The 18,414-nt window shown below is 68.4% G+C and carries 18 protein-coding genes; 6 read left to right on the top strand and 12 right to left on the bottom strand.

From position 1 onward, the window contains the following. Positions 1-68: 68 nt before the first annotated feature. From GRI75_RS13375 to soxR, 3 genes are all read right to left on the bottom strand, one after another. Positions 69-551, bottom strand: coding sequence for a GNAT family N-acetyltransferase (locus GRI75_RS13375; protein ID WP_160747499.1), 483 nt, complete (start codon positions 549-551; stop codon positions 69-71). Next, positions 548-1,219, bottom strand: a complete 672-nt coding sequence (locus GRI75_RS13380) for a spermidine synthase (RefSeq protein WP_160747500.1) — start codon at positions 1,217-1,219, stop codon at positions 548-550. The genes GRI75_RS13375 and GRI75_RS13380 overlap by 4 nt, the downstream gene beginning before the upstream one ends. Positions 1,220-1,280: 61 nt before the next feature. After that, a complete protein-coding gene (soxR, locus tag GRI75_RS13385) occupies positions 1,281-1,733 on the bottom strand; it encodes a redox-sensitive transcriptional activator SoxR (RefSeq protein WP_160747501.1) in 453 nt (150 codons plus the stop codon). Between the two features lie 139 nt (positions 1,734-1,872). On the opposite strand from soxR, the gene GRI75_RS13390 reads away from it, so the two are divergent. Then, the gene (locus tag GRI75_RS13390) at positions 1,873-2,244 is read left to right on the top strand and encodes a VOC family protein (RefSeq protein WP_160747541.1); all 372 of its coding nucleotides are present in this window, start codon (positions 1,873-1,875) and stop codon (positions 2,242-2,244) included. Between the two features lie 6 nt (positions 2,245-2,250). Here GRI75_RS13390 and ubiA read toward each other — a convergent pair whose 3' ends face one another. Next, positions 2,251-3,156 (bottom strand): 4-hydroxybenzoate octaprenyltransferase, encoded by a 906-nt coding sequence (ubiA, locus tag GRI75_RS13395; RefSeq protein ID WP_160747502.1) that lies wholly within the window; start codon positions 3,154-3,156, stop codon positions 2,251-2,253. Between the two features lie 130 nt (positions 3,157-3,286). Between ubiA and GRI75_RS13400 the strand changes: the two genes are divergently transcribed. After that, on the top strand, positions 3,287-4,036 hold the full coding sequence (locus tag GRI75_RS13400) for a 16S rRNA (uracil(1498)-N(3))-methyltransferase (protein ID WP_160747503.1): 750 nt from the start codon (positions 3,287-3,289) through the stop codon (positions 4,034-4,036). A gap of 39 nt (positions 4,037-4,075) precedes the next feature. Further along, positions 4,076-5,446, top strand: a complete 1,371-nt coding sequence (locus GRI75_RS13405) for a glutamate--cysteine ligase (RefSeq protein ID WP_160747504.1) — start codon at positions 4,076-4,078, stop codon at positions 5,444-5,446. A 1-nt stretch (position 5,447) separates the two neighbouring features. Here the strand turns inward: GRI75_RS13405 and GRI75_RS13410 are convergent, their stop codons facing one another. From GRI75_RS13410 to GRI75_RS13430, 5 genes are all read right to left on the bottom strand, one after another. After that, on the bottom strand, positions 5,448-6,800 hold the full coding sequence (locus tag GRI75_RS13410) for a methyltransferase family protein (RefSeq protein WP_160747505.1): 1,353 nt from the start codon (positions 6,798-6,800) through the stop codon (positions 5,448-5,450). 212 nt (positions 6,801-7,012) lie between these two features. Next, entirely contained in the window at positions 7,013-8,359 is a 1,347-nt protein-coding gene (locus tag GRI75_RS13415; protein WP_160747506.1) for an outer membrane protein assembly factor BamB family protein, read from the bottom strand. An 11-nt stretch (positions 8,360-8,370) separates the two neighbouring features. Continuing rightward, positions 8,371-9,144: a tetratricopeptide repeat protein gene (locus GRI75_RS13420; protein ID WP_328597990.1), complete on the bottom strand. Its 774-nt coding sequence runs from the start codon at positions 9,142-9,144 to the stop codon at positions 8,371-8,373. 109 nt (positions 9,145-9,253) lie between these two features. Then, a complete protein-coding gene (locus GRI75_RS13425; protein ID WP_160747507.1) occupies positions 9,254-10,399 on the bottom strand; it encodes a glycosyltransferase family 4 protein in 1,146 nt (381 codons plus the stop codon). Further along, positions 10,396-11,268 carry an alpha/beta fold hydrolase gene (locus tag GRI75_RS13430; RefSeq protein WP_160747508.1) on the bottom strand — a complete coding sequence of 291 codons (873 nt, stop codon included), beginning with the start codon at positions 11,266-11,268 and terminating at the stop codon, positions 10,396-10,398. Before GRI75_RS13430 ends, GRI75_RS13425 begins: the two co-directional genes overlap by 4 nt. A 67-nt stretch (positions 11,269-11,335) precedes the next feature. On the opposite strand from GRI75_RS13430, the gene GRI75_RS13435 reads away from it, so the two are divergent. After that, positions 11,336-12,751 carry a protein adenylyltransferase SelO family protein gene (locus GRI75_RS13435; protein ID WP_160747509.1) on the top strand — a complete coding sequence of 472 codons (1,416 nt, stop codon included), beginning with the start codon at positions 11,336-11,338 and terminating at the stop codon, positions 12,749-12,751. A 75-nt stretch (positions 12,752-12,826) separates the two neighbouring features. Next, positions 12,827-14,239 carry a succinylglutamate-semialdehyde dehydrogenase gene (astD, locus tag GRI75_RS13440; RefSeq protein ID WP_160747510.1) on the top strand — a complete coding sequence of 471 codons (1,413 nt, stop codon included), beginning with the start codon at positions 12,827-12,829 and terminating at the stop codon, positions 14,237-14,239. Between the two features lie 598 nt (positions 14,240-14,837). On the opposite strand, the gene GRI75_RS13445 is transcribed toward astD, so the two are convergent. Both GRI75_RS13445 and GRI75_RS13450 read right to left on the bottom strand, forming a co-directional pair. Beyond that, entirely contained in the window at positions 14,838-15,557 is a 720-nt protein-coding gene (locus GRI75_RS13445; protein WP_160747511.1) for a hypothetical protein, read from the bottom strand. A gap of 241 nt (positions 15,558-15,798) precedes the next feature. Further along, complete coding sequence (locus GRI75_RS13450; RefSeq protein ID WP_160747512.1) at positions 15,799-16,284, bottom strand: glycine zipper 2TM domain-containing protein; 486 nt, start codon at positions 16,282-16,284, stop codon at positions 15,799-15,801. 179 nt (positions 16,285-16,463) lie between these two features. Here GRI75_RS13450 and rarD point away from each other — a divergent pair, with 179 nt between their 5' ends. After that, positions 16,464-17,369, top strand: coding sequence for an EamA family transporter RarD (gene rarD, locus GRI75_RS13455; RefSeq protein WP_160747513.1), 906 nt, complete (start codon positions 16,464-16,466; stop codon positions 17,367-17,369). Here the strand turns inward: rarD and pyrC are convergent. After that, the gene (gene pyrC, locus GRI75_RS13460) at positions 17,366-18,406 is read right to left on the bottom strand and encodes a dihydroorotase (protein ID WP_235911531.1); all 1,041 of its coding nucleotides are present in this window, start codon (positions 18,404-18,406) and stop codon (positions 17,366-17,368) included. The genes rarD and pyrC overlap by 4 nt on opposite strands. Positions 18,407-18,414: the final 8 nt, after the last annotated feature.

The following is an 18,414-nucleotide window of genomic DNA, read 5'->3' on the forward strand; positions in this document are numbered from 1 at the left end:
AGCCTCGACCGTGAGCTATCCCCAGGCGAACGACGCAAGCAGGATCGGGTTCCTGAACCGTTGTTCAGTCAGAGCTCCAGGTACATCACCAGTGCATCGACATACTCGCCTTCGGGAAGCCGGAACGCGCCGGGCAGGCGGCCGACGATGCCGAAGCCGAGCGAGGACCACAACCTCACGGCCCGCTCGTTCGTGCCGACCACGAAGTTGAACTGCATCGCCCGAAATCCCCGCTCCCGCGCATGGACCAGCGAATGCTCGGCCATCCGGCGCGCCACGCCCCGCCCGCGGGCGGCTTCGCCGGTCATGTAGCCGCAGTTGCAGACGTGCGCTCCGCCCCCGGCCTGGTTCGCCCGCATGTAGTAAGTGCCCACCACCGCGCCGTCGTGCTCGGCGACGAAGGTCTCCTTCTCGGCGGACGTCCAGTAGGCCAGCGCATCGGCTTCGCTCATGTCGCCGTCCAGCGCATAAGTGCGCCCTTCCCGGATCACCGGCATGACGATGCGGAGGATCGCCTCCGCGTCGCCGGGTCCGGCTGGTCGTATGATCATGCTGGAACGGCGAACCAGATCACGTGCTTCGCGCCCTTGCCGTTGCTGCGGGCCCGCACCCTCACCTCGTCGACCGTGAACCCGGCCTTGTGCAGCCGCTTGGCGAACACCGGGTCCGGTCCGGCGGACCAGACTGCCAGAACGCCGCCGGGCCGCAGCGCCACCTTGGCGGCGGCGAGGCCGGCCATCGAGTACAGCCGGTCATTGGCCTGGCGCACCAGCCCGTCCGGGCCGTTGTCGACGTCGAGCAGGATGGCATCGTACTTGCCGCGCGTCTTGGCGATCACCGCCACGACGTCGCTTTCGACCACTTCGACACGGGGATCATCGAGGCAACCCGCGGTCAGCCGCTCCATCGGCTCCCTGGCCCAGGCGAGAATCTCCGGCACGAGCTCGGCGACCGTCACCCGCCCATCCGCGCCGAGCGCCCCGAGAGCGGCCCGCAAGGTAAAGCCCATCCCGTATCCGCCGATTAGCAGATGCGGCGCCGCGCGGCCCTGCAGCCGCTCGCAAGTCATCGCCGCGAGCGCCTCTTCCGATCCGCTCATGCGGCTGTTCATCAGCTCGTTGCGGTCGAGCACGATCATGAAATCGTCCCCGCGCCGGAACAGCTTCAGCTCCTCGCCATCCGGCGCACGCGCTACGCCGAGCAACTCCATGGGTTTCATTGCGAGGTCTGCTCCCGATTGGTGCGCCGGCCGTTAGGGCACGCGGCTTCTTGCGGTCCAGCTAATCCAGCACCAGACGCGGGCCGGTCGCCCCGGCCGCGCCCATCCGATCGTCGCGGTTGTAGAGCTGGCACTTGTGCAGGCTCAGGCAGCCGCAGCCGATGCACTCGTCCAGCTTGGCGCGAGTGCGGGTCATCAGGTTGATCTTCTGGTCGATCTGCTCACGCATCGAATGGCTGATCCGCTGCCAGTCCCGCACCGTGGGGGTGCGCCCTTCGGGCAAAGTGGCAAGCTCCCGCTCGATCTCCGAGAGCGCCAGGCCGAGCCGCTGGGCAATGAGGATGAAGCTGACCCGGCGAATGTCCGATCGCAGGAAGCGGCGCTGGTTGCCGCTGGTGCGGACCGAGTGGATCAGCCCCTTTTCCTCGTAGAAGCGGACCGCCGAAACGGCCACGCCGGTTCGGGCTGCAAGCGTCCCGATCGATATCACGTCGTCCTTGGTGATCGTCGCCATCGTCCCCACCCGCGCCAGATCGTCCTTGATCTCAAGTTACCTTGAGGTCGCATGATGAGCAAGCACGATGATTCGCCCCGCTCCCGAACGGGACAGGTCGCGTGCCGTCGTGGAACCGAGAATGAACGAAAGGGACATCATGACCCGAGGTACGCTAGAACATGCCAACCTTACGGTGAGCGACATCGAACGCTCCTCCGCCCTGTTCCAGAAGCTGCTCGGCTGGCACGAACGATGGCGCGGCGAAGCGAAGAACGGCGGGGAGACGATCCATGTCGGCGACGAAAGAACCTATCTCGCGCTCTATACCGATCGCCAGCCGTACGAGCCCTTCGGCAGGAGCGTGCCGCTCAACCATCTGGGCCTGCTGGTCGACGATCTCGATGCAGCCGAGAAGATCGTTCTCGAGGCCGGGCTGGAGACCTTCAACCACGCGGACTACTCGCCGGGGCGGCGGTTCTATTTCTTCGACTGGGACGGGCTCGAGTTCGAGATCGTGAGCTATGCCTGACGCAAGTCAGGCGTTGCCCACGACGAAGCAGCCCGCCGCCACCAGCAGCCCGAGGTAGCGGTTCGAGCGGAAGCGCTGCAGCGGGTTGTCGGGATCGCCGGGATCGAGCGTGAGCGCCTGCCACGCGAGATGCGCGGCGGCCGGGAGAAGAGCGATAAGCGCCAGCCAGTCCTCCCGCAGCAGCCAGAACGCCAGGCCCCACAGCGCGAGTGCAAGGGCGTAGAAGGCAGTCACCCCCGCCTTGACGCTGTCCCCGAGGCGGAGCGCGCTGGAGCGGATGCCGACCAGTGCATCGTCCTCCCGGTCCTGCAGCGCGTAGATCGTGTCGTAGCCGATGCACCAGAAGATCGCGCCGCCGTAGAGCGCAAGCATGACCTCCAGGTGATCGAGCCGCAGCGCCGTCCAGCCGACCAGCGCGCCCCAGGTGAAGACCAGGCCCAGCCAGAGCTGCGGCCACCAGGTGACCCGCTTCATGAAGGGATAGATCGCCACCAGCACGAGGCTGGCGATAGACACGAGCTGCGCTTGCCAGCGCAGTTGCAGCAGCACGACAAGGCCCACGGCGCACAGCACCAGCAGCCAGATCCAGGAGGCCTTTGCGCTGACCCGGCCGCTGGCGACCGGACGGGCCGCGGTGCGCGCCACGCGCCTGTCGAGATCGGCGTCGACGATATCGTTGTACACGCAGCCCGCCCCGCGCATGGCGATGGCGCCGAGCAGCAGCCAGGCGAACAGCTCCCACTGCGGCCCCGCACCGGCGAGCCAGAGGCCCCAGGCGCAAGGCCAGAACAGCAGCCACCAGCCGATCGGGCGGTCGAACCGGGCGAGCAGCGCGTAATCCCGCAACGGCTGCGGCAAGCGGCCGACGAGCCCGCGGTGCTCGCTGTCGGGGGTGATGTCGGTTGCGATCATGGCGCATGCCTAGCGGCCCGGCGCCATTTCGTCATCCCGGACTTGATCCGGGATCGCTGGCCGCTAGGTCGGATCGATGAGGCCAGCGATCCCCGCGTGCGCGGGGGTGACGACGACGATTGGAGAACAGATGCCCGCCACTCCCGCTTGGCCGCCACGCAGCGCCCCGCGGCTGTTCGTGCCCGGATCGTTGACCCAGGGCGCCGCTGTGAGCGTCGAGGGCAACCAGGCGCACTATCTGGCGAAAGTCATGCGCGTCGCGGAAGGCGACGCGGTGGTGCTCTGCGACGACATGACCGGGGAATGGGCGGCGCGGGTCGTTTCCGCCGGCAAGCGCGAGGTCGTGCTCGAGCCAGCCGAGAAGCTGCGGGAGCGAGAGGAGGTGCCGGACTTCTGGCTTTGCCCGGCGCTGCTGAAGAAGGACCGCTTCGATCTGGTGCTGGAGAAGGCCACCGAACTGGGGGTGCGTAGCATTCGCCCGCTGGTCACCCGGCGCTGCGTGGCCGACAAGCTCAATCTGGAGCGGGCGCGCGCGGTGGTGACCGAGGCGGCCGAGCAATGCGCGCGCACCGCGCTGCCGGAACTGGCTGCACCGGTGAAGCTCGACACGCTGCTGGCAGACTGGCCCGAAGGCCGCGTGCTGTTCTTCGCGGACGAGCTCGGCGGCGCTCCGGCGGCCGAGGCGTTCGCCGCGCATGCCGGGCCGGCGGCGCTGCTGGTCGGCCCCGAAGGCGGATTCGACGATGCCGAACGCGCGGCGATCCGCGCCCACCCGGTCGCCCGCGCAATCACCCTCGGACCACGGATCCTGCGCGGCGAAACCGCCGCGATCGCCGGCTGCGCGTTGTGGATGTCCAGTTCCGGGGACTGGCGCAATTAAGGCTGGCGCGTCGCCGCATCCCGCACTAACGGCGCAATCATGAGCACGCGCAAGGCGTCGACGGGGGAAGAGCCGCGGATCGAAAGCCGTGCGCAGCTCATCGCCCCATTGGAAGGGGGCGCGAAGCCGCCGGCCGACTGGCGCATCGGCACCGAGCACGAAAAGCTCGTCTTCAAGACCGAAGACCACCGCGCCCCGTCTTACGACGAAGACGGCGGTATCCGCGATATCCTGTTGCAAATGCAGGAGTTCGGCTGGCAGCCGGTCGAGGAGAACGGCAAAGTCATCGCGATGGCGGGCGCCGACGGAACGGTAAGCCTGGAGCCTGCCGGACAACTCGAACTCTCCGGCGCGCCTCTCTTGGACCTGCACGGCACCTGCGCGGAAACCGGCCGGCACCTGCAGCAGGTCAAAGCCGTCGGCGAGAAGTGCGGCGTCGGCTTCCTCGGCCTGGGCATGTGGCCGGACAAGACCCGCGACGTGCTGCCGATCATGCCGAAGGGCCGCTACGAGATCATGCTGCGGCACATGCCGCGGGTGGGCTCGCTCGGGCTCGACATGATGCTGCGCACCTGCACGATCCAGGTGAACCTCGATTACTGTTCCGAAGCGAACATGGCGAAGAAGTTCCGCGTCGGCTTGGCTCTCCAGCCGCTGGCGACGGCGCTGTTCGCCAACTCGCCGTTCACCGAAGGCAAGCCGAACGGCTTCCTTTCCTACCGCAGCCACATCTGGTCCGATACCGATCCGCATCGTACCGGCATGCTGCCGTTCGTGTTCGAGGACGGGTTCGGGTACGAGCGCTATGTCGACTACATGCTCGACGTGCCGATGTATTTCGTCTTCCGCGAAGGGCGGTACATCGATGCCGCCGGGCAGAGCTTCCGCGATTTCATGCGCGGCGAACTCCCTGCCCTCCCCGGCGAGCTGCCGACCGAGAGCGACTGGATCGACCACCTCTCGACCGCCTTCCCCGAAGTCCGGCTGAAGAGTTTCCTGGAGATGCGTGGGGCCGACGGCGGCCCCTGGAACCGCATCTGCGCCCTCCCGGCGCTCTGGGTCGGGCTGCTTTACGACCAGACCGCGCTCGATGCCGCATGGGACCTGGTCAAGGACTGGTCGATGGAAGAGCGCGAGGCGCTGCGCGACGCCGTGCCGAAGCTGGCGCTCGACGCGCCGATCCCCGGCGGAGGGACCCTGCGCGACCTCGCCCGCGTGGCGCTGCCGATCGCGCGCGGCGGCCTTTCGGCGCGGGCGCGGCTGAACGAGGCCGGCGACAACGAGACCGGCTTCCTCGAACCGCTCGAGGAGATCGTCGAAAGCGGCAAAGTCCCCGCCCAGCGCCTGCTGGACAAGTTCCACGGCCAGTGGGGCGGCGACATCACCCGGGTCTACGAAGAAAGCTTCTGAGCTACTCCGCCGGCTGCACCGCCACGCAGCGCGGGCGGGCGCGGGAGAGCAGGCGGGCGAGCGGCGCCGTGATCGCGCCGTGCCGCTGCATCCAGGCGTGGTATTCGCGGTACTTCGCGTCCTCGCCCAGCAGGTGCGTTTCCTCCGTCCTGGCGCGCCAGTAGTAGATCGCGCTGACGCAGGCGAGGAACGTCGTATTGCGTACCATGTCCACCATCGAGCCGCTGGTGACCATGAAGGGCAGGACGGAGCACCACCAGAACAGGTTCTTGGACAAGTACGCCGGGTGCCGCGTGAAGCGGTACGGCCCGTTCGTCAGGACGCCGCGGTAGGTGAGGTTGGAGAAGCGGATGCCGAACGCGACCGTGGCCCAGGCGTAGACGGCGGTGAGGAACACCAGCCAGGCGGCCCAGATCCACAGCAGCACCTCATGCCCCGCGAACCAGTGGCCCCAGCCGGCCGTGGCGTACTCGTATTGGATCACCCCGCCCTGCCCCATGAAGGCGTAGACGAACGGCGGGTAGCAGATCAGCGCCGCCACCCAGCCGCCTAGGAACGGATTGCCGCTGCGGATATGAGCGTCGAGCGGGCGCAGCGTGAGAAGGTAGCCGACGGTGCCGATCTGCACGTCGATCACGAACAGAAGTTCGAACAAGCCCACGCCGACCCGCACCGGATCCTGCGCGATCGCGCTCCAGTCCGCTTCCACGACGGCTGCAAAGCCCGCCGGGAGCGCGGAGATCATGAACGCGCCGAAGAAGCCCTTGATCAGCCACGCGCGCCAATGCTTCTTCACCTCCTCACCGTCCCAGCCCTCGCGGCCGAGCAGCATCGCACCGAAGTGCCAGGCGTGGTCGCGCGGCTCCACCAGCACGCGGTCCAGCCACAGGACATAGGGCACCGACAGCACGAACAGCGGCACGGCGGCCCAGCCGATTACGTTCATCGCGAAGAGGTACTGCCCGTCCCAGTACCAGCGGCCGAGGCAGTAGAGGAAACCGATGATCGCCCAGGTCGCCCACAGACCGGCCAGCTTCGTCAGCGATTCCGGCAGCGCCGCGGCGAGCGGGCGCTTGCGGCTCCAGTCGATCCCGGTGCTGGGACTGCGGTGCACTTTCTCCACCAACACCGACCACGACGCCATCGCCAGGCCGGTGAGGATCATCGCCATGAGCGCCGAATGCGGCCCGGACAGCCGCGCACGCGGGCCCGCCAGGTCGAGCCCCTCGGAAAGCTCCGGCCAGCTGCGGCAAACCGCGATCCAGCCGAGCAGCGCGGCGAGGCCGACCAGGCCGACCCACGGCGAAACGTCGCTGGCGGGCGGGCTGCCCGGGCGGGAGAAAGGCGCGCTCATCGGGCCCGCGTTAGGCGAAAAGGGTTAAAGGGCGGGTAACGGGAGGCGTAGCCCGCAAACCGCCGTGCCCGTTCATCCTTCGACAAGCTCAGGACGAACGGATCGGGGGTGGCTCTACCAAATTCGTGTCGCCTGATCCCTAGCGCCCACCTCCGTTCGTGGTGAGCCTGTCGAACCACGACTGGCACGCTCCACCCGTTCAGGTCCGAACCTTACCGGAACGCCGTGATCTTGCCGTCGTCGGACAGGATGTAGAGCGTCTGGTTGGCGGCGATCGGCGGGAGCGAAACGCCGGAGGAGAGCTGGGTCAGCTCGCTCGCCGCGCCGCTGGTCACGTCCACCGAAAGGACCCTGCCGCGCGAGTTAGCGATCCACAGCTTGTTGCCGGCGAGCACCGGGCCCGTCCAAAACACCGGGTCGGAGCGCTTCTCTTCGTTGCGGTAGCGTTCGAGCTGGGTGACCCAGCGGACGCGCCCGGTCGAGCGGGCGATCGCCAGGATGCGGGCGTCGTCGGTCAGGGTGAAGATCCACTCGCCGGCCACCGCAGGGGTGGAGATGCCGGCTAGCGTCAGTTCCCAGATGCGCTGCCCGGTGACGAGTTCGTAGGCCGCCATGCGGCCGCCCTGACCGAGCGCGTAGACCCGGCCGCCGTCGATGATCGGATCGGCGTCGACGTCGGTCAGCGTGCTCACCGAAGTGGAGATCGAAGTCCGCGCCAAGGCGTCCGACCACAGCACGCGGCCGTTCTCGTAGCGATAGGCGACCAGTTCGCCCGACGAGTATCCCGCGATCACCGTGCCCTGCCCGGCGGCCGGCGTGGCGACGCCGAACACCCCGGCCTCGCCGGACCCGGCGGCGTCCTGCCAGATGATCCGCCCGTCCGTGAGGTCGAGCGCGAAAATCTGGTTGTCCATCGTCATCGCGTAGACCGCGTTGAAAGCGACCGTCGGCGCGCCGCGCAGCGGGCCGGAGGGCTTCACGCGCCACAGCTCCGCACCGGTGTTGGCATCCAGCGCGACGACGTCGCCGGAGCCGCTGGTGGCGTAGACTTTCCCTTCGAAGTAGCTTGCCCCGCCGCCGAAGCTGGAAGCGCGCAGATCCTTCTCGAGCGCGAGCTGATAAGCCCACCGCTTCGCGCCGGTAGCGGCGTCGAATGCGTTCACGCTGCCATTGGTGTCGACCGCGTAGAGCATGCCGTTGCCGATCACCGGCGCCGCCGCGAGGCGTTCCCGCTTGCTGGTGCCCTGGATCGAAGCGGTCCAGGCGCGCACGGGGGCGGCGCTCAGCGCTGCGTGCCCGGCGCTCTTGGACGCATTGCCGCCGGCCTGGGCCCATTCGGCGTTCACCTGCGGAGGCGGCAGCACGACGGCGACGCCGGCGAGCGACGGATCGGCCGAGACTTCGGTGGCGATGTTCGACAGGATCGGCGTGCGGTTGCCGACGGTCGGCGTCTTGGGCTTGTCGCTCCCGCCGAGAATGCCGCAACCGGCGAGCAGCGCCGATGAGGCGCAGACGAGCGCGGCGCGGCGCAGGAGGTTCGGAAAGGCAGTACCGCTCATCTGTTCATCCATCATTGCGCGGCGGCTTCGCCGCCAGCGGTTTCCGCGATTGCCTGGTCGATATCGACCACCGCGTCGTAGCCGAGCATGCCGGCCATCTGCCGCGTGCGCGAACGCAAGGTCTGCGGCACGTCCTCGTCCTTGGCGATCGAGGCGAACAGCGGGCCGGCGAGGTCGTTCTTGCCCTGCTTGAGATAGGCCATCGCCAGCAGCTCGCCGGCGCTGCCGAACCAGGGCGTGCCCGGCGTGGCGAGCGGCTTCAGCCGGTCGATCACCTGCTGCGGCTCCATGCTGTCGAACGTGGCGGCCACGGCGCGGATCGCAGCCAGTTCGCGGTAGGCGGCAGGAGCATCGTCGTCGTCGGCCACGGCGAACAGCATCTTCGCCCCGTCGGCTGCTTTGCCCTGCTCGATCAGGATCCCGGCGCGCAGCATGGCTGCGCCGGCCGCCGCTGCGGGGGCGCCGTCCTCGGCGATCGCCGCGAGTTCCTTGTCGGCGGTGTCGCGGTTGCCGGCCTCGAGCTGGTCGAGCGCGGTGACGAGCTCTTCCGATCCCGTCTCCAGCTTTCCTTCCTGGCTCGCGTCCCACCACAGCCAGGCACCGAACGCCGCCAGCAGCAGGATGAGCCCGCCGATGATCAGCTTCCCGTAAGTCTGGGCGATATGCGCCGCCCGATCCTGGCGGACGGCTTCGTCCACCTCGCGCAGCAGCATGTCCTGCTCGGCCACCTTGCGGGAGGCGAGCTTGTCGGCGCGGTTCTGATCGGTTGTCGTTGGAAGGGCCACTGCGGCTTTCTCGAAAGGCTGTTGTTGGAAGTGCGGCGGCTGTTTAGGGTCCGTACTCTGTGCTGGCAATTACCGATTGGCCTGTGTCCCCCGCGAGGTGAACGGCTACTTAAGGCGCCTTGCGCCCCATCAGGCCCCAATAGAGCGCCTTGTAGCGCTCGATCATCGTCGTCTCGTCATACTCCTTGCGCGCCAGTGTGCGGTTCGCGGCGCCCACGCGCTCGCGCAGCGCGGCGTCGCCGGCGAGCCGCTCCAGCGCGGCGCCGAGGTCCCGTTCGTCGCTGCCGGGCGCGACGAACTCGCGGTTCTCCTCGGCGACCATGGCCGCCACGTCGCCGACCGCCGGTGAGACGATCGGCACCCCAGCCGCCATGGCCTCGATCACCGAGATCGGGAACTGCTCGCTGGTGGAGGACAAGGCGAAGATGTCGAACAGGCCCACCAGATCCTGCGGCCGGGCCACGAAGCCCGGCAGGTGCACGCGGTGCTCGATGCGCAGCCGCTCGGCCTCCGCGACGATCGCCGCCCGCTCCGGCCCTTCGCCGGCGATCACCAGATGCCAATCCTCCGGCAGGCGGGAGAATGCCCGGACCAGCCGGGGCAGGTCCTTGACCTTGCGCAGCCCGGCCAGCGTGCCGACCCACTTCTCGCCCTTACGCTTGACCAGGCTCGGCAAGGCGTCGGCCCGCGGCTTCTTCGCATAGGCGCGCGTATCCACGCCGTTGGGGATCCGCCGCACGCGGGTGTGGGGCTGCTGCCACGCCTCCAGCGCGATGCGCTGGAGCAGGCGCGAGGGCACGACCAGCGCGGACGTGCGGCCGAGCGCGATGCGGCGGTAGAAGTTGCGCCCCGCCTTCAGGCGCAAGGCTTCGTCTTCGTTGAAGCCGTCTTCGTGATGGACCAGCGGCGGCAGGCGGTAGACGTCGGCGAACAGGGTATGCGCCATCACCGCGTCCATGGCGCCCCAGTTGTAGGTGCAGATCAGGTCATAACCGGCCATCGCGGCGGCGATGCTCTTGAGCCTGCCCGGCAGCGGCTTGCCCTTGAGCGAGGGGAACTTCGGCCAGGCGACCTTGCGCTTCGGATCGAGCAGAGCGGCCGCCCCGCGGCGGTCCGGATCGCCCGAGACGATCGCGTGCTCGGTCCCCGCCCCGAAGGCGTTGATCAGGCGGACGCAGCGAACTTCCTTCCCGCCCGGATCGAACGTGGAATGAAGGTGCAGGATACGCGGCACCTGGTTCGGTTTGCGGCTCATGCGACCTCCGCCAGGAGTTGCGCGATCGCGCGCCGTGCTTCGGGTTCGCCGAGCGTCGGCGCGTGTCCGACGCGGGCGACGGTGGCCGCGCTAAGCCCGGGCACTTCGGCCTGCATCCGGCGCACGGTGTCGGCGGACAGCAAGTCCGACAGTTCGCCCCGCAGGACCAGCGACGGCATCCCGCCGAGCGCGCGGAAGGCGGGCCACAAGTCGGCCGGCGGGACCTCCGGCACGGCATTGAGCGGCTCTGCGATCTTCATGTCATAGTCGAACACGATGCGGCCGTTGCCGCCGACGACCATCGCGCGTTTGGCGAAGTCCAGCCATTCGGAAATCTGGTAGTCGGGGTGCGCGGCGCCCGCCATCTCCCGCAGGGCACGCGCGGCGTGCATCCAAGTTTCGAAGCTGCCGCCCTGCCCCACGTATTCGCGGATCCGGGCCACGCCCGCCGGCTCGATCTGCGGGCCGATGTCGTTGAGCACCACTCCGGCGAGCGGCCAGGCCTGTGTGGCGGCCAGGGTCACCGCGATCAGCCCGCCCATCGAAGTGCCGATGGCCACGACCGGGCCGCAATCGAGCTGGCGCAGCAGCCCCAGCACGTCGGCCACGTATGTATCGAGCCGGTAGCTGGCCGCATCGCGCGCATATTCGCTCTGCCCGCGGCCGCGCATCTCCGGCACGATCATCCGCCATTCGCCGGCGAACGCCTCGGCCAGCGCCTCGAAGTCACGCGCGTTGCGGGTCAGCCCATGCAGGCACAGCAATGGCGGCCTATCCTGCCTTCCGGCAGCGGCGGGATAGTCGCGGTAGTGGAGCGTGAGACCGTCCTCGCTCTCCCACTCGCCTTCGGAAAAGGCCGGTGCGGCCATGCTGGTATGCGCCCCTCAGTTTGGCCCGCGCCTTGCGCCGGGCCGGTCCGATGCCCACTAATGCCAGATGCGCGCCGAACCGCAAGCTGCCCCCTATCGCCCCGATCCGCAGATCGGAGCTCTCGCCGATTGGCTCGGAGATGCCGTCGATCCGGCCGACTTTCCCGACCATCGGCTGCGCTTCCGCAACAGCCGCTGGGACAAGGCCGTCGGGCTCGGCAGCCTGTCCGACGAGCAGTGGATCGCCCACTTCGGCAAGTTCGCGCCCCTGCCGGACAACCTGCCCCGGCCCCTGGCGCTGCGCTATCACGGGCACCAGTTCCGGGTGTACAACCCGGAGATCGGCGACGGGCGCGGGTTCACCTTCGCACAGCTGCGTGACGGCCCCGGCCGCCTGCTCGACCTCGGCACGAAGGGCAGCGGCCTGACGCCGTACAGCCGAACGGCCGACGGGCGCCTAACGCTGAAAGGCGCGGTGCGGGAGATCCTGGCTACGGAGATGCTCGAGGCGCTCGGCGTCTATACCTCCAAGACCTTCTCGGTCATCGAAACCGGAGAGGAGCTTCAGCGGGGGGACGAGCCTTCCCCGACCCGCTCGGCCGTGCTCGTCCGGCTCAGCCACTCGCACATCCGCATAGGCACCTTTCAGCGGCTCGCAGCCTACGAAGAGGACGATCACCTGCACGCGCTGGTCGATTACTGCCTGGCGCAGTTCCCAGGTCCCCTGCCGCCCGAGGACGCTCCCGGCCGGGAGCAGCCGGCGGCGATCCTGATGCACCAGGCGGTCGAGCGCCTCGCCGACCTGGCCGCGAGCTACATGGCGGCGGGCTTCGTCCACGGCGTGCTCAACACCGACAACATGAACGTGACCGGGGAAAGCTTCGACTACGGCCCCTGGCGCTGGCTTCCGCGGTGGGAGCCGGGGTTCACGGCGGCCTATTTCGATCATTCGGGCCTTTATGCCTTCGGCCGACAGCCGGAGGCGATCCACTGGAACCTCGGGCAACTGGCGATGGCCTTGCGGCGGATCTGCGAGGCCGAACCGCTGGTGGCGGCATTCAACCGCTTCGGCGAATGCTACACGGAGGCGATGCGGCGCCGCTTCTGCTGGCGCCTCGGCGTGGGCAGCCAGGGCAGCGAAGCGGACAGCGCCCTGATCGCCGCCGCCGAGAAGACCATGCGCGAAGGCGAGATCGGGCCGGACGAGTTCTTCTTCCGCCACCGCGGCGGGCGGGATGTGCAGGGCGCGCTGGCCGAAGCGTTCGGCGGGTACAAACCGGTGGCGGACGATCACCCTTACTGGTTCGATCCCGCACCCCAGGCCATGCTGATCGACGAAGTCGAAGCGATCTGGTCGGCCATCGCCGAGCGCGACGACTGGCAGCCGCTGGAGGACAAGGTCGCGGCGCTCCGCCGCATGGGCGAGGCGCTCGGCGAACCGCCCGTGCCGGCCGGGCACCTGGCTGCGGATGCAGTTGCCTGACGGGGTGGCTTGGTTGACCGCCAGCCGCTATCAGGCAAGGAAGTCTCCCTTGAAACCATCGGAATTCCCCGAACCTTGAGCGAAAACACCATCATCTCGTTCGAGCCGGCCACGGGCGCCGAGCTCTGGCGCGGCGAAGTCGGCGACGTGGACGCCGCGGTGGAGCGCGCGCGCCGTGCCTGGCCGGCCTGGGCCGCCCTGCCCCTGGCCACCCGCATCGAACTCGTCCGCCGCTTCGCCAACGAAGTGCGCAAGGAGCAGGATGCTTTCGCCGAGCTGATCGCGCGCGAGACCGGCAAGCCGCTGTGGGAATCGCGCACCGAAGTCGAAGCCGTGATCGCCAAAGTCGAGATCTCGGTCCGCGCCTACGCCGAGCGGACAGGGCAGCGGAAGCTCGACAGCGCGCTGCAGGGCACTGCGGCGCTGCGCCACAAGCCGCATGGCGTGATGGCGGTGCTGGGGCCCTACAACTTCCCCGCCCACCTGCCCAACGGCCACATCGTCCCCGCGCTGATCGCGGGCAATGCGGTGATCCTCAAGCCCAGCGAGAAGACTCCGGCGGTCGGCGCGTTCCTGGTGTCGCTGTTCGGCCGCGCGGGGATTGGCGAAGACGTGGTCCAGGTGCTGATCGGCGGACCGGACGAAGGCAAGGCGCTGGTTGCCCATCCCGGCGTCGACGGGGTGCTGTTCACCGGCTCCGCCCAAGCCGGCATCGCCATCAACCGCAAGCTGGCGGCAGAGCCGGGCAAGATCGTGGCGCTGGAGATGGGCGGCAACAACCCGATCGTGGTTTGGGACACCCCGAAGATCCACGACGCGGCGGTGCTGATCGTGCAATCGGCCTTCACCACGGCCGGCCAGCGCTGCACGGCGGCGCGGCGGCTGATCGTCAAGGCCGGCTTCTACGACCAGGTGGTCGAGGAGGTGAAGCGGCTAACCGACCGGATCATCGTCGGCGCGCCGTTCGACGATCCCGCCCCGTTCATGGGTCCGGTGATCGACGGCCGCGCCGCCGACCAGCTGACCGAAAGCTTCCTCTACCTGCTGTCCAACGGCGGCAAGGCGATCAGCCACATGCGCCGGCCCCTTGGCGACCTGCCGTTCGTCACCCCCGGCCTGATCGACACCACGGCGATGGCCGAACGGCCTGACGTGGAGCTGTTCGGACCGCTGCTGCAGGTGATCAGGGTGGAGGAGTTCGACGAGGCGATCGCCGAGGCCAACAACACCCGCTTCGGCCTCGCCGCATCGCTGATCGGCGGCAACTCGCAGGAATACAACCGCTTCTGGGCCAACATCCGCGCCGGGATCGTCAACTGGAACCGCCCGACCAACGGCGCCAGCTCGGCCGCGCCGTTCGGCGGCGTCGGACTTTCCGGCAACCACCGCCCGGCCGCCTTCTACGCCGCCGACTACTGCGCCTATCCCGTCGCCAGCACCGAGATGGAGCAACCGCGCGCCAGCGTCGGCGTCGGCTTCAAGGTCTGAGCCTCGGCTGGCTGCCCCCTGTACTCGTCACCCTGAACTTGTTTCAGGATCCATCGGGGCGCTAGAACGGGTATCGCATTGGGGTGCGGCGGCGCAGTTGTGCGCCTGCGAGAACGCCGAGCCAGGCGGAGCCATGGATGCTGAACCAAGTCAGCATGACGATGTTGTGACTGGCGGTCGTGAGTCTACTGGCGTTGGTGAGTCTTCAGCTCCGGCCCCTACTCGTCACCCTGAACTTGTTTCAGGGTCCATTTCGCCTCGTGCGTGGAGCATGCAGTCGCATGCGGCGGCGCGGTCATGCCCTCCGCCGAGCCAGGCGGAGCCATGGATGCTGAACCGAGTTCAGCATGACGAAGTTGTGACTGGCGGTCGTGAGTCTACTGGCGTTCGTGAGTCTTCAGCTCCGGCCCCTACTCGTCACCCTGAACTTGTTTCAGGGTCCATTTCGCCTCCTGCGTGGAGCATGCAGTGGCATGCGGCGGCGCGGTCGTGCCCTCTGCCGGTGCCGAGCCAGGCGGAGCCATGGATGCCGAATGGAAACGCACCGTCTCAGACTGCCTTCCCGTTCGTCCTTACCACGAACGGCGTCTGGCTCGGATCACCCCCCGTGGGTGACGAGGTCGACCGAGGTGCCGCCGCCGGGCAGGCGGCGGGCGTAGACGATGAAGCTTTGCGATCCTTTGGTGCCGCCGAGCACATTGTCCTCGCCGTCGAGCACGTGCTGGGCGGAGAAGCCGGCGGTGCTGGCCCGCGTGTAGTAGAAGTCGATGATTTCCGGCAGCGGGACCGGGGTGGTGAAGTTGACCACCCGCAAGGCGCAATCGCCCTCGTCCGTGCCGGCGGCTTCCTGCACCGCGCCGCGCGGGTAGACCGGGAAGGCCGCGGGCAGCTTCGCCGCCCATTCGGCGGTGTAGCGCGCCCGCGCCGCGCAATCGCCCTTGTTGCCGGGCGAGGCGGCCGCGCGCGCGGCGACGGTCAGCGCAGAATGGGCCGGCAGGGCGCCCGAAACCTCCCGGGCGCGCGGTGCCTTGCGCATGGCGCCGGGCCCGCCGACGAACTTCAGCGCATCGGCACGGGCGGCGGCGAGCGCCTGGGGCGAACGGTCCATGGTCGGAAGCGAGCCGTTCTCGGAGCCTACCGAAGCCGCGTTGCCGGCGCGGTTCTGGCCGACGAGATCCGGATCGATCATGATCTGCTCGCCCAGCGCGTCGCCCATCGCCGGATCGTCTTCGGCCACTGCGGCGGGTTCTTGCTCGTCGCGGCCGCACCCGGCCAGCAGCAGGAGCGGCGACAGCAGGAGTATCGACTTGCGCACCATGTCAGGCTTCCCCGTTTTCCGGCTTCGTTGCCGCTGCATAGCGCCTCGCAGGGGAATTGGGTTGCCGAACAGGGTTAAATCACGGGGCCGTGCCGAAACGGGTCAGATCGCGTGATCCCGATCGCAAAGGAAAAGGCGCCCGGCGGAACTCCGCCGGGCGCCTCGTGCGGCCTGTTATGGCTAACGAGCCGCTACTTCGGCCGCGCCCAAAGGGGGAAAAGCGCGGCCGAAGCTGTCGGGCTCAGCGGCAGCTGGTGCCCTGAGCGACCTTCTTGCCCAGAAGCGCGCCGGCAGCGGCGCCGATCACGGTGCCGAGGGTCCGGTCGCCGCGGCTGTCGACTTCGCGGCCGATGATCGCACCGGCGGCGGCGCCGATGATGAGGCCGGTGGTGCCGTCCTTCTTCTGGCAGTAGTAGCGGCCGTCGTTACCGCGCCAGGTGCGTGTGTTGCGGCGGATCGGCTCGGCATAAGAGCTGCGGCCATAATAGCCGTCGCGGTCATAGCGGCCATCGCGGTCGTAGCGGCCGTCCCGGTCGTAACGGCCGTCGCGGTCGTAGCGATCATAGCGGTCGTAACGATCGTAGCGGCGGTTCTGCTGCCAGGTTTCCTCGGTCGGCGCGGCGCCATAGCCCGAAGGCGTGAACTCGACCGCGGAGGCGGGGAGAGCGGTAACGGCCATGCCAGCAGCGGCGACGGCCAGGGCGGACCTCTTGATAATGGTGTTCATCAGCTCAACTCCTGTTCGGCTGTGATTTCGATGAATTCAGGTTTAGGCCTCGAATCCTGAACGGCTCACAACCCAACTGCAAGAAAAGCGATCACGTTGTTTTTGCGTGGAATTTTCTTCTCGGCGGGTTCTTGTCGCTGCGCGGCGGGGGGCGTAACGCAGTGCGGATGACGGGGGCAATGCAGCGATACGACCGAGCCGCGCTCGCCAATGCCCTCGGCGCCCACGTGGTGTGGGGCTCGATGCCGCTTTACCTGCTGCTGGTGAAGAGCGTGCCGGCGCTCGAATACGTCGCCTGGCGCATCCTGTTCACGCTGCCGGTGTGCCTGGTATTCGTCCTCTGGCGCAAGGCCGGGCCGGAGGTACGCGAAGTGCTGCGGGACAGGCGCGCGCTGCTGACCCTGCTGGCCAGCTCGGCGCTGATCGGCTTCAACTGGTTCCTCTACGTCTGGGCAATTCAGACGGACCACGTCTACGCCGCCAGCCTGGGCTACTACATCCTCCCGCTGACGATGATGCTGCTGGGGCTGGTCGTGCTGGGCGAGAGACTAGGCCGGTTGCAATGGGCGGCCGTGGCGTTGGCCGGCGCCGGAGTCGCGGCGCTGGCCGCCGGCGCGCTGACGACGCTCTGGCTCAGCCTGGCGATGGCGCTGTCCTTCGGCATGTACGGATTGCTGCGGAAGACCGTGAACGCCGGCCCGCTCGCCGGCCTGACCCTGGAAACGCTGATGCTGGCGCCGGTCGCGGCAGCGATCGCCTGGTGGTTCGCCGCCTCGCCCGAAGGGTCGGCCCTGGGGCAGGATCCGCTGCTCACCGCGGCGGTCGCCTGGGGCGGACCGATGACCGCGGTTCCGCTGCTCATGTTCGCGTTCGCCGCGAGGCGCCTGCCCTACAGCGTCGTGGGGTTCCTGCAGTTCAGCTCGCCGACGATCGTCTTCCTGATCGGGCTCCTGGTGTTCGGCGAGGAACTCAGCACCGCACAGCTTGCCTGCTTCGTGGCGATCTGGATGGCCGCGCTGCTGTTCATCTGGGACATGATCCGCGGCGCCCGCGCGATCGAGGCACCCGTTACGCCGGTCGGCTAGCGCAGGCGCCAGCCGAGCGTCTCGCCGGCGTGGAACGGCACCAGGGATGTGCCGGCCGCCGACAGTTCGCCCGGAACCTCGACGGGCGCTTTCTCCAGCGTAACGGTGCCTTCATTCAGCGGCAGGCGGTAGAAGCGCGGGCCGTGCTCGGAGGCGAAGCCTTCGAACCTGTCGAGCGCGCCTTCCGCCTCGAACACCGCGAGATAGCTTTCGAGTGCGAACGGCGCATTGAAGATGCCCGCGCAGCCGCAGGCGCTTTCCTTGGCTTCGCGCCCATGCGGCGCGCTGTCGGTGCCGAGGAAGAACTTCGGCGAGCCGGACGTCGCCGCCTTGCGCAGCGCCAGCCGGTGATGTTCCCGCTTGGCGACGGGCAGGCAGTAGGCGTGCGGGCGGATGCCGCCGACCAGCATGGCGTTGCGGTTGATGTGCAGGTGCTGGGGCGTAATTGTAGCGGCGACGTTCTCGCCCGCGCCTTCCACGAACTGTACCGCCTGTTCGGTGGTGACATGCTCGAACACCACCCGCAGCTCCGGCAGGTCGCGCAGCAGCGGATCGAGGATCCGGTCGATGAACACCGCCTCGCGGTCGAACACGTCGATCTCCGGATCGGTCACTTCGCCGTGTACGCAAAGGACCATGCCGATCTCGGCCATCCGTTCGAGAGCCGGGCGAATGTGCGCGATGTCAGTCACGCCGTGGGCGGAATTGGTCGTCGCATTGGCCGGGTAGAGCTTGGCCGCGGTGAACACACCTTCGCCAAACCCGCGCGCCAGCTCCGCGGGATCGGTGCCGTCGGTCAGGTAGGCAGTCATCAGCGGCGTGAACGCCGTCCCCTTCGGCAGCGCGGCGAGGATGCGCTCGCGATAGGCCGCTGCCGCGGCGACATTCGTGACCGGCGGCGTGAGATTGGGCATCACGATCGCGCGGGCGAACTGCCGCGCGGTATAGGGCACGACGGTGCGCAGCATCTCGCCGTCACGCAGGTGCACATGCCAGTCGTCGGGGCGGCGGATCGTAACCATTGCAGGGGCGTTCATGGGGTTCC

The organism is Croceibacterium soli, assembly GCF_009828065.1.
Taxonomy (GTDB): Bacteria; Pseudomonadota; Alphaproteobacteria; order Sphingomonadales; family Sphingomonadaceae; genus Croceibacterium_B; species Croceibacterium_B soli.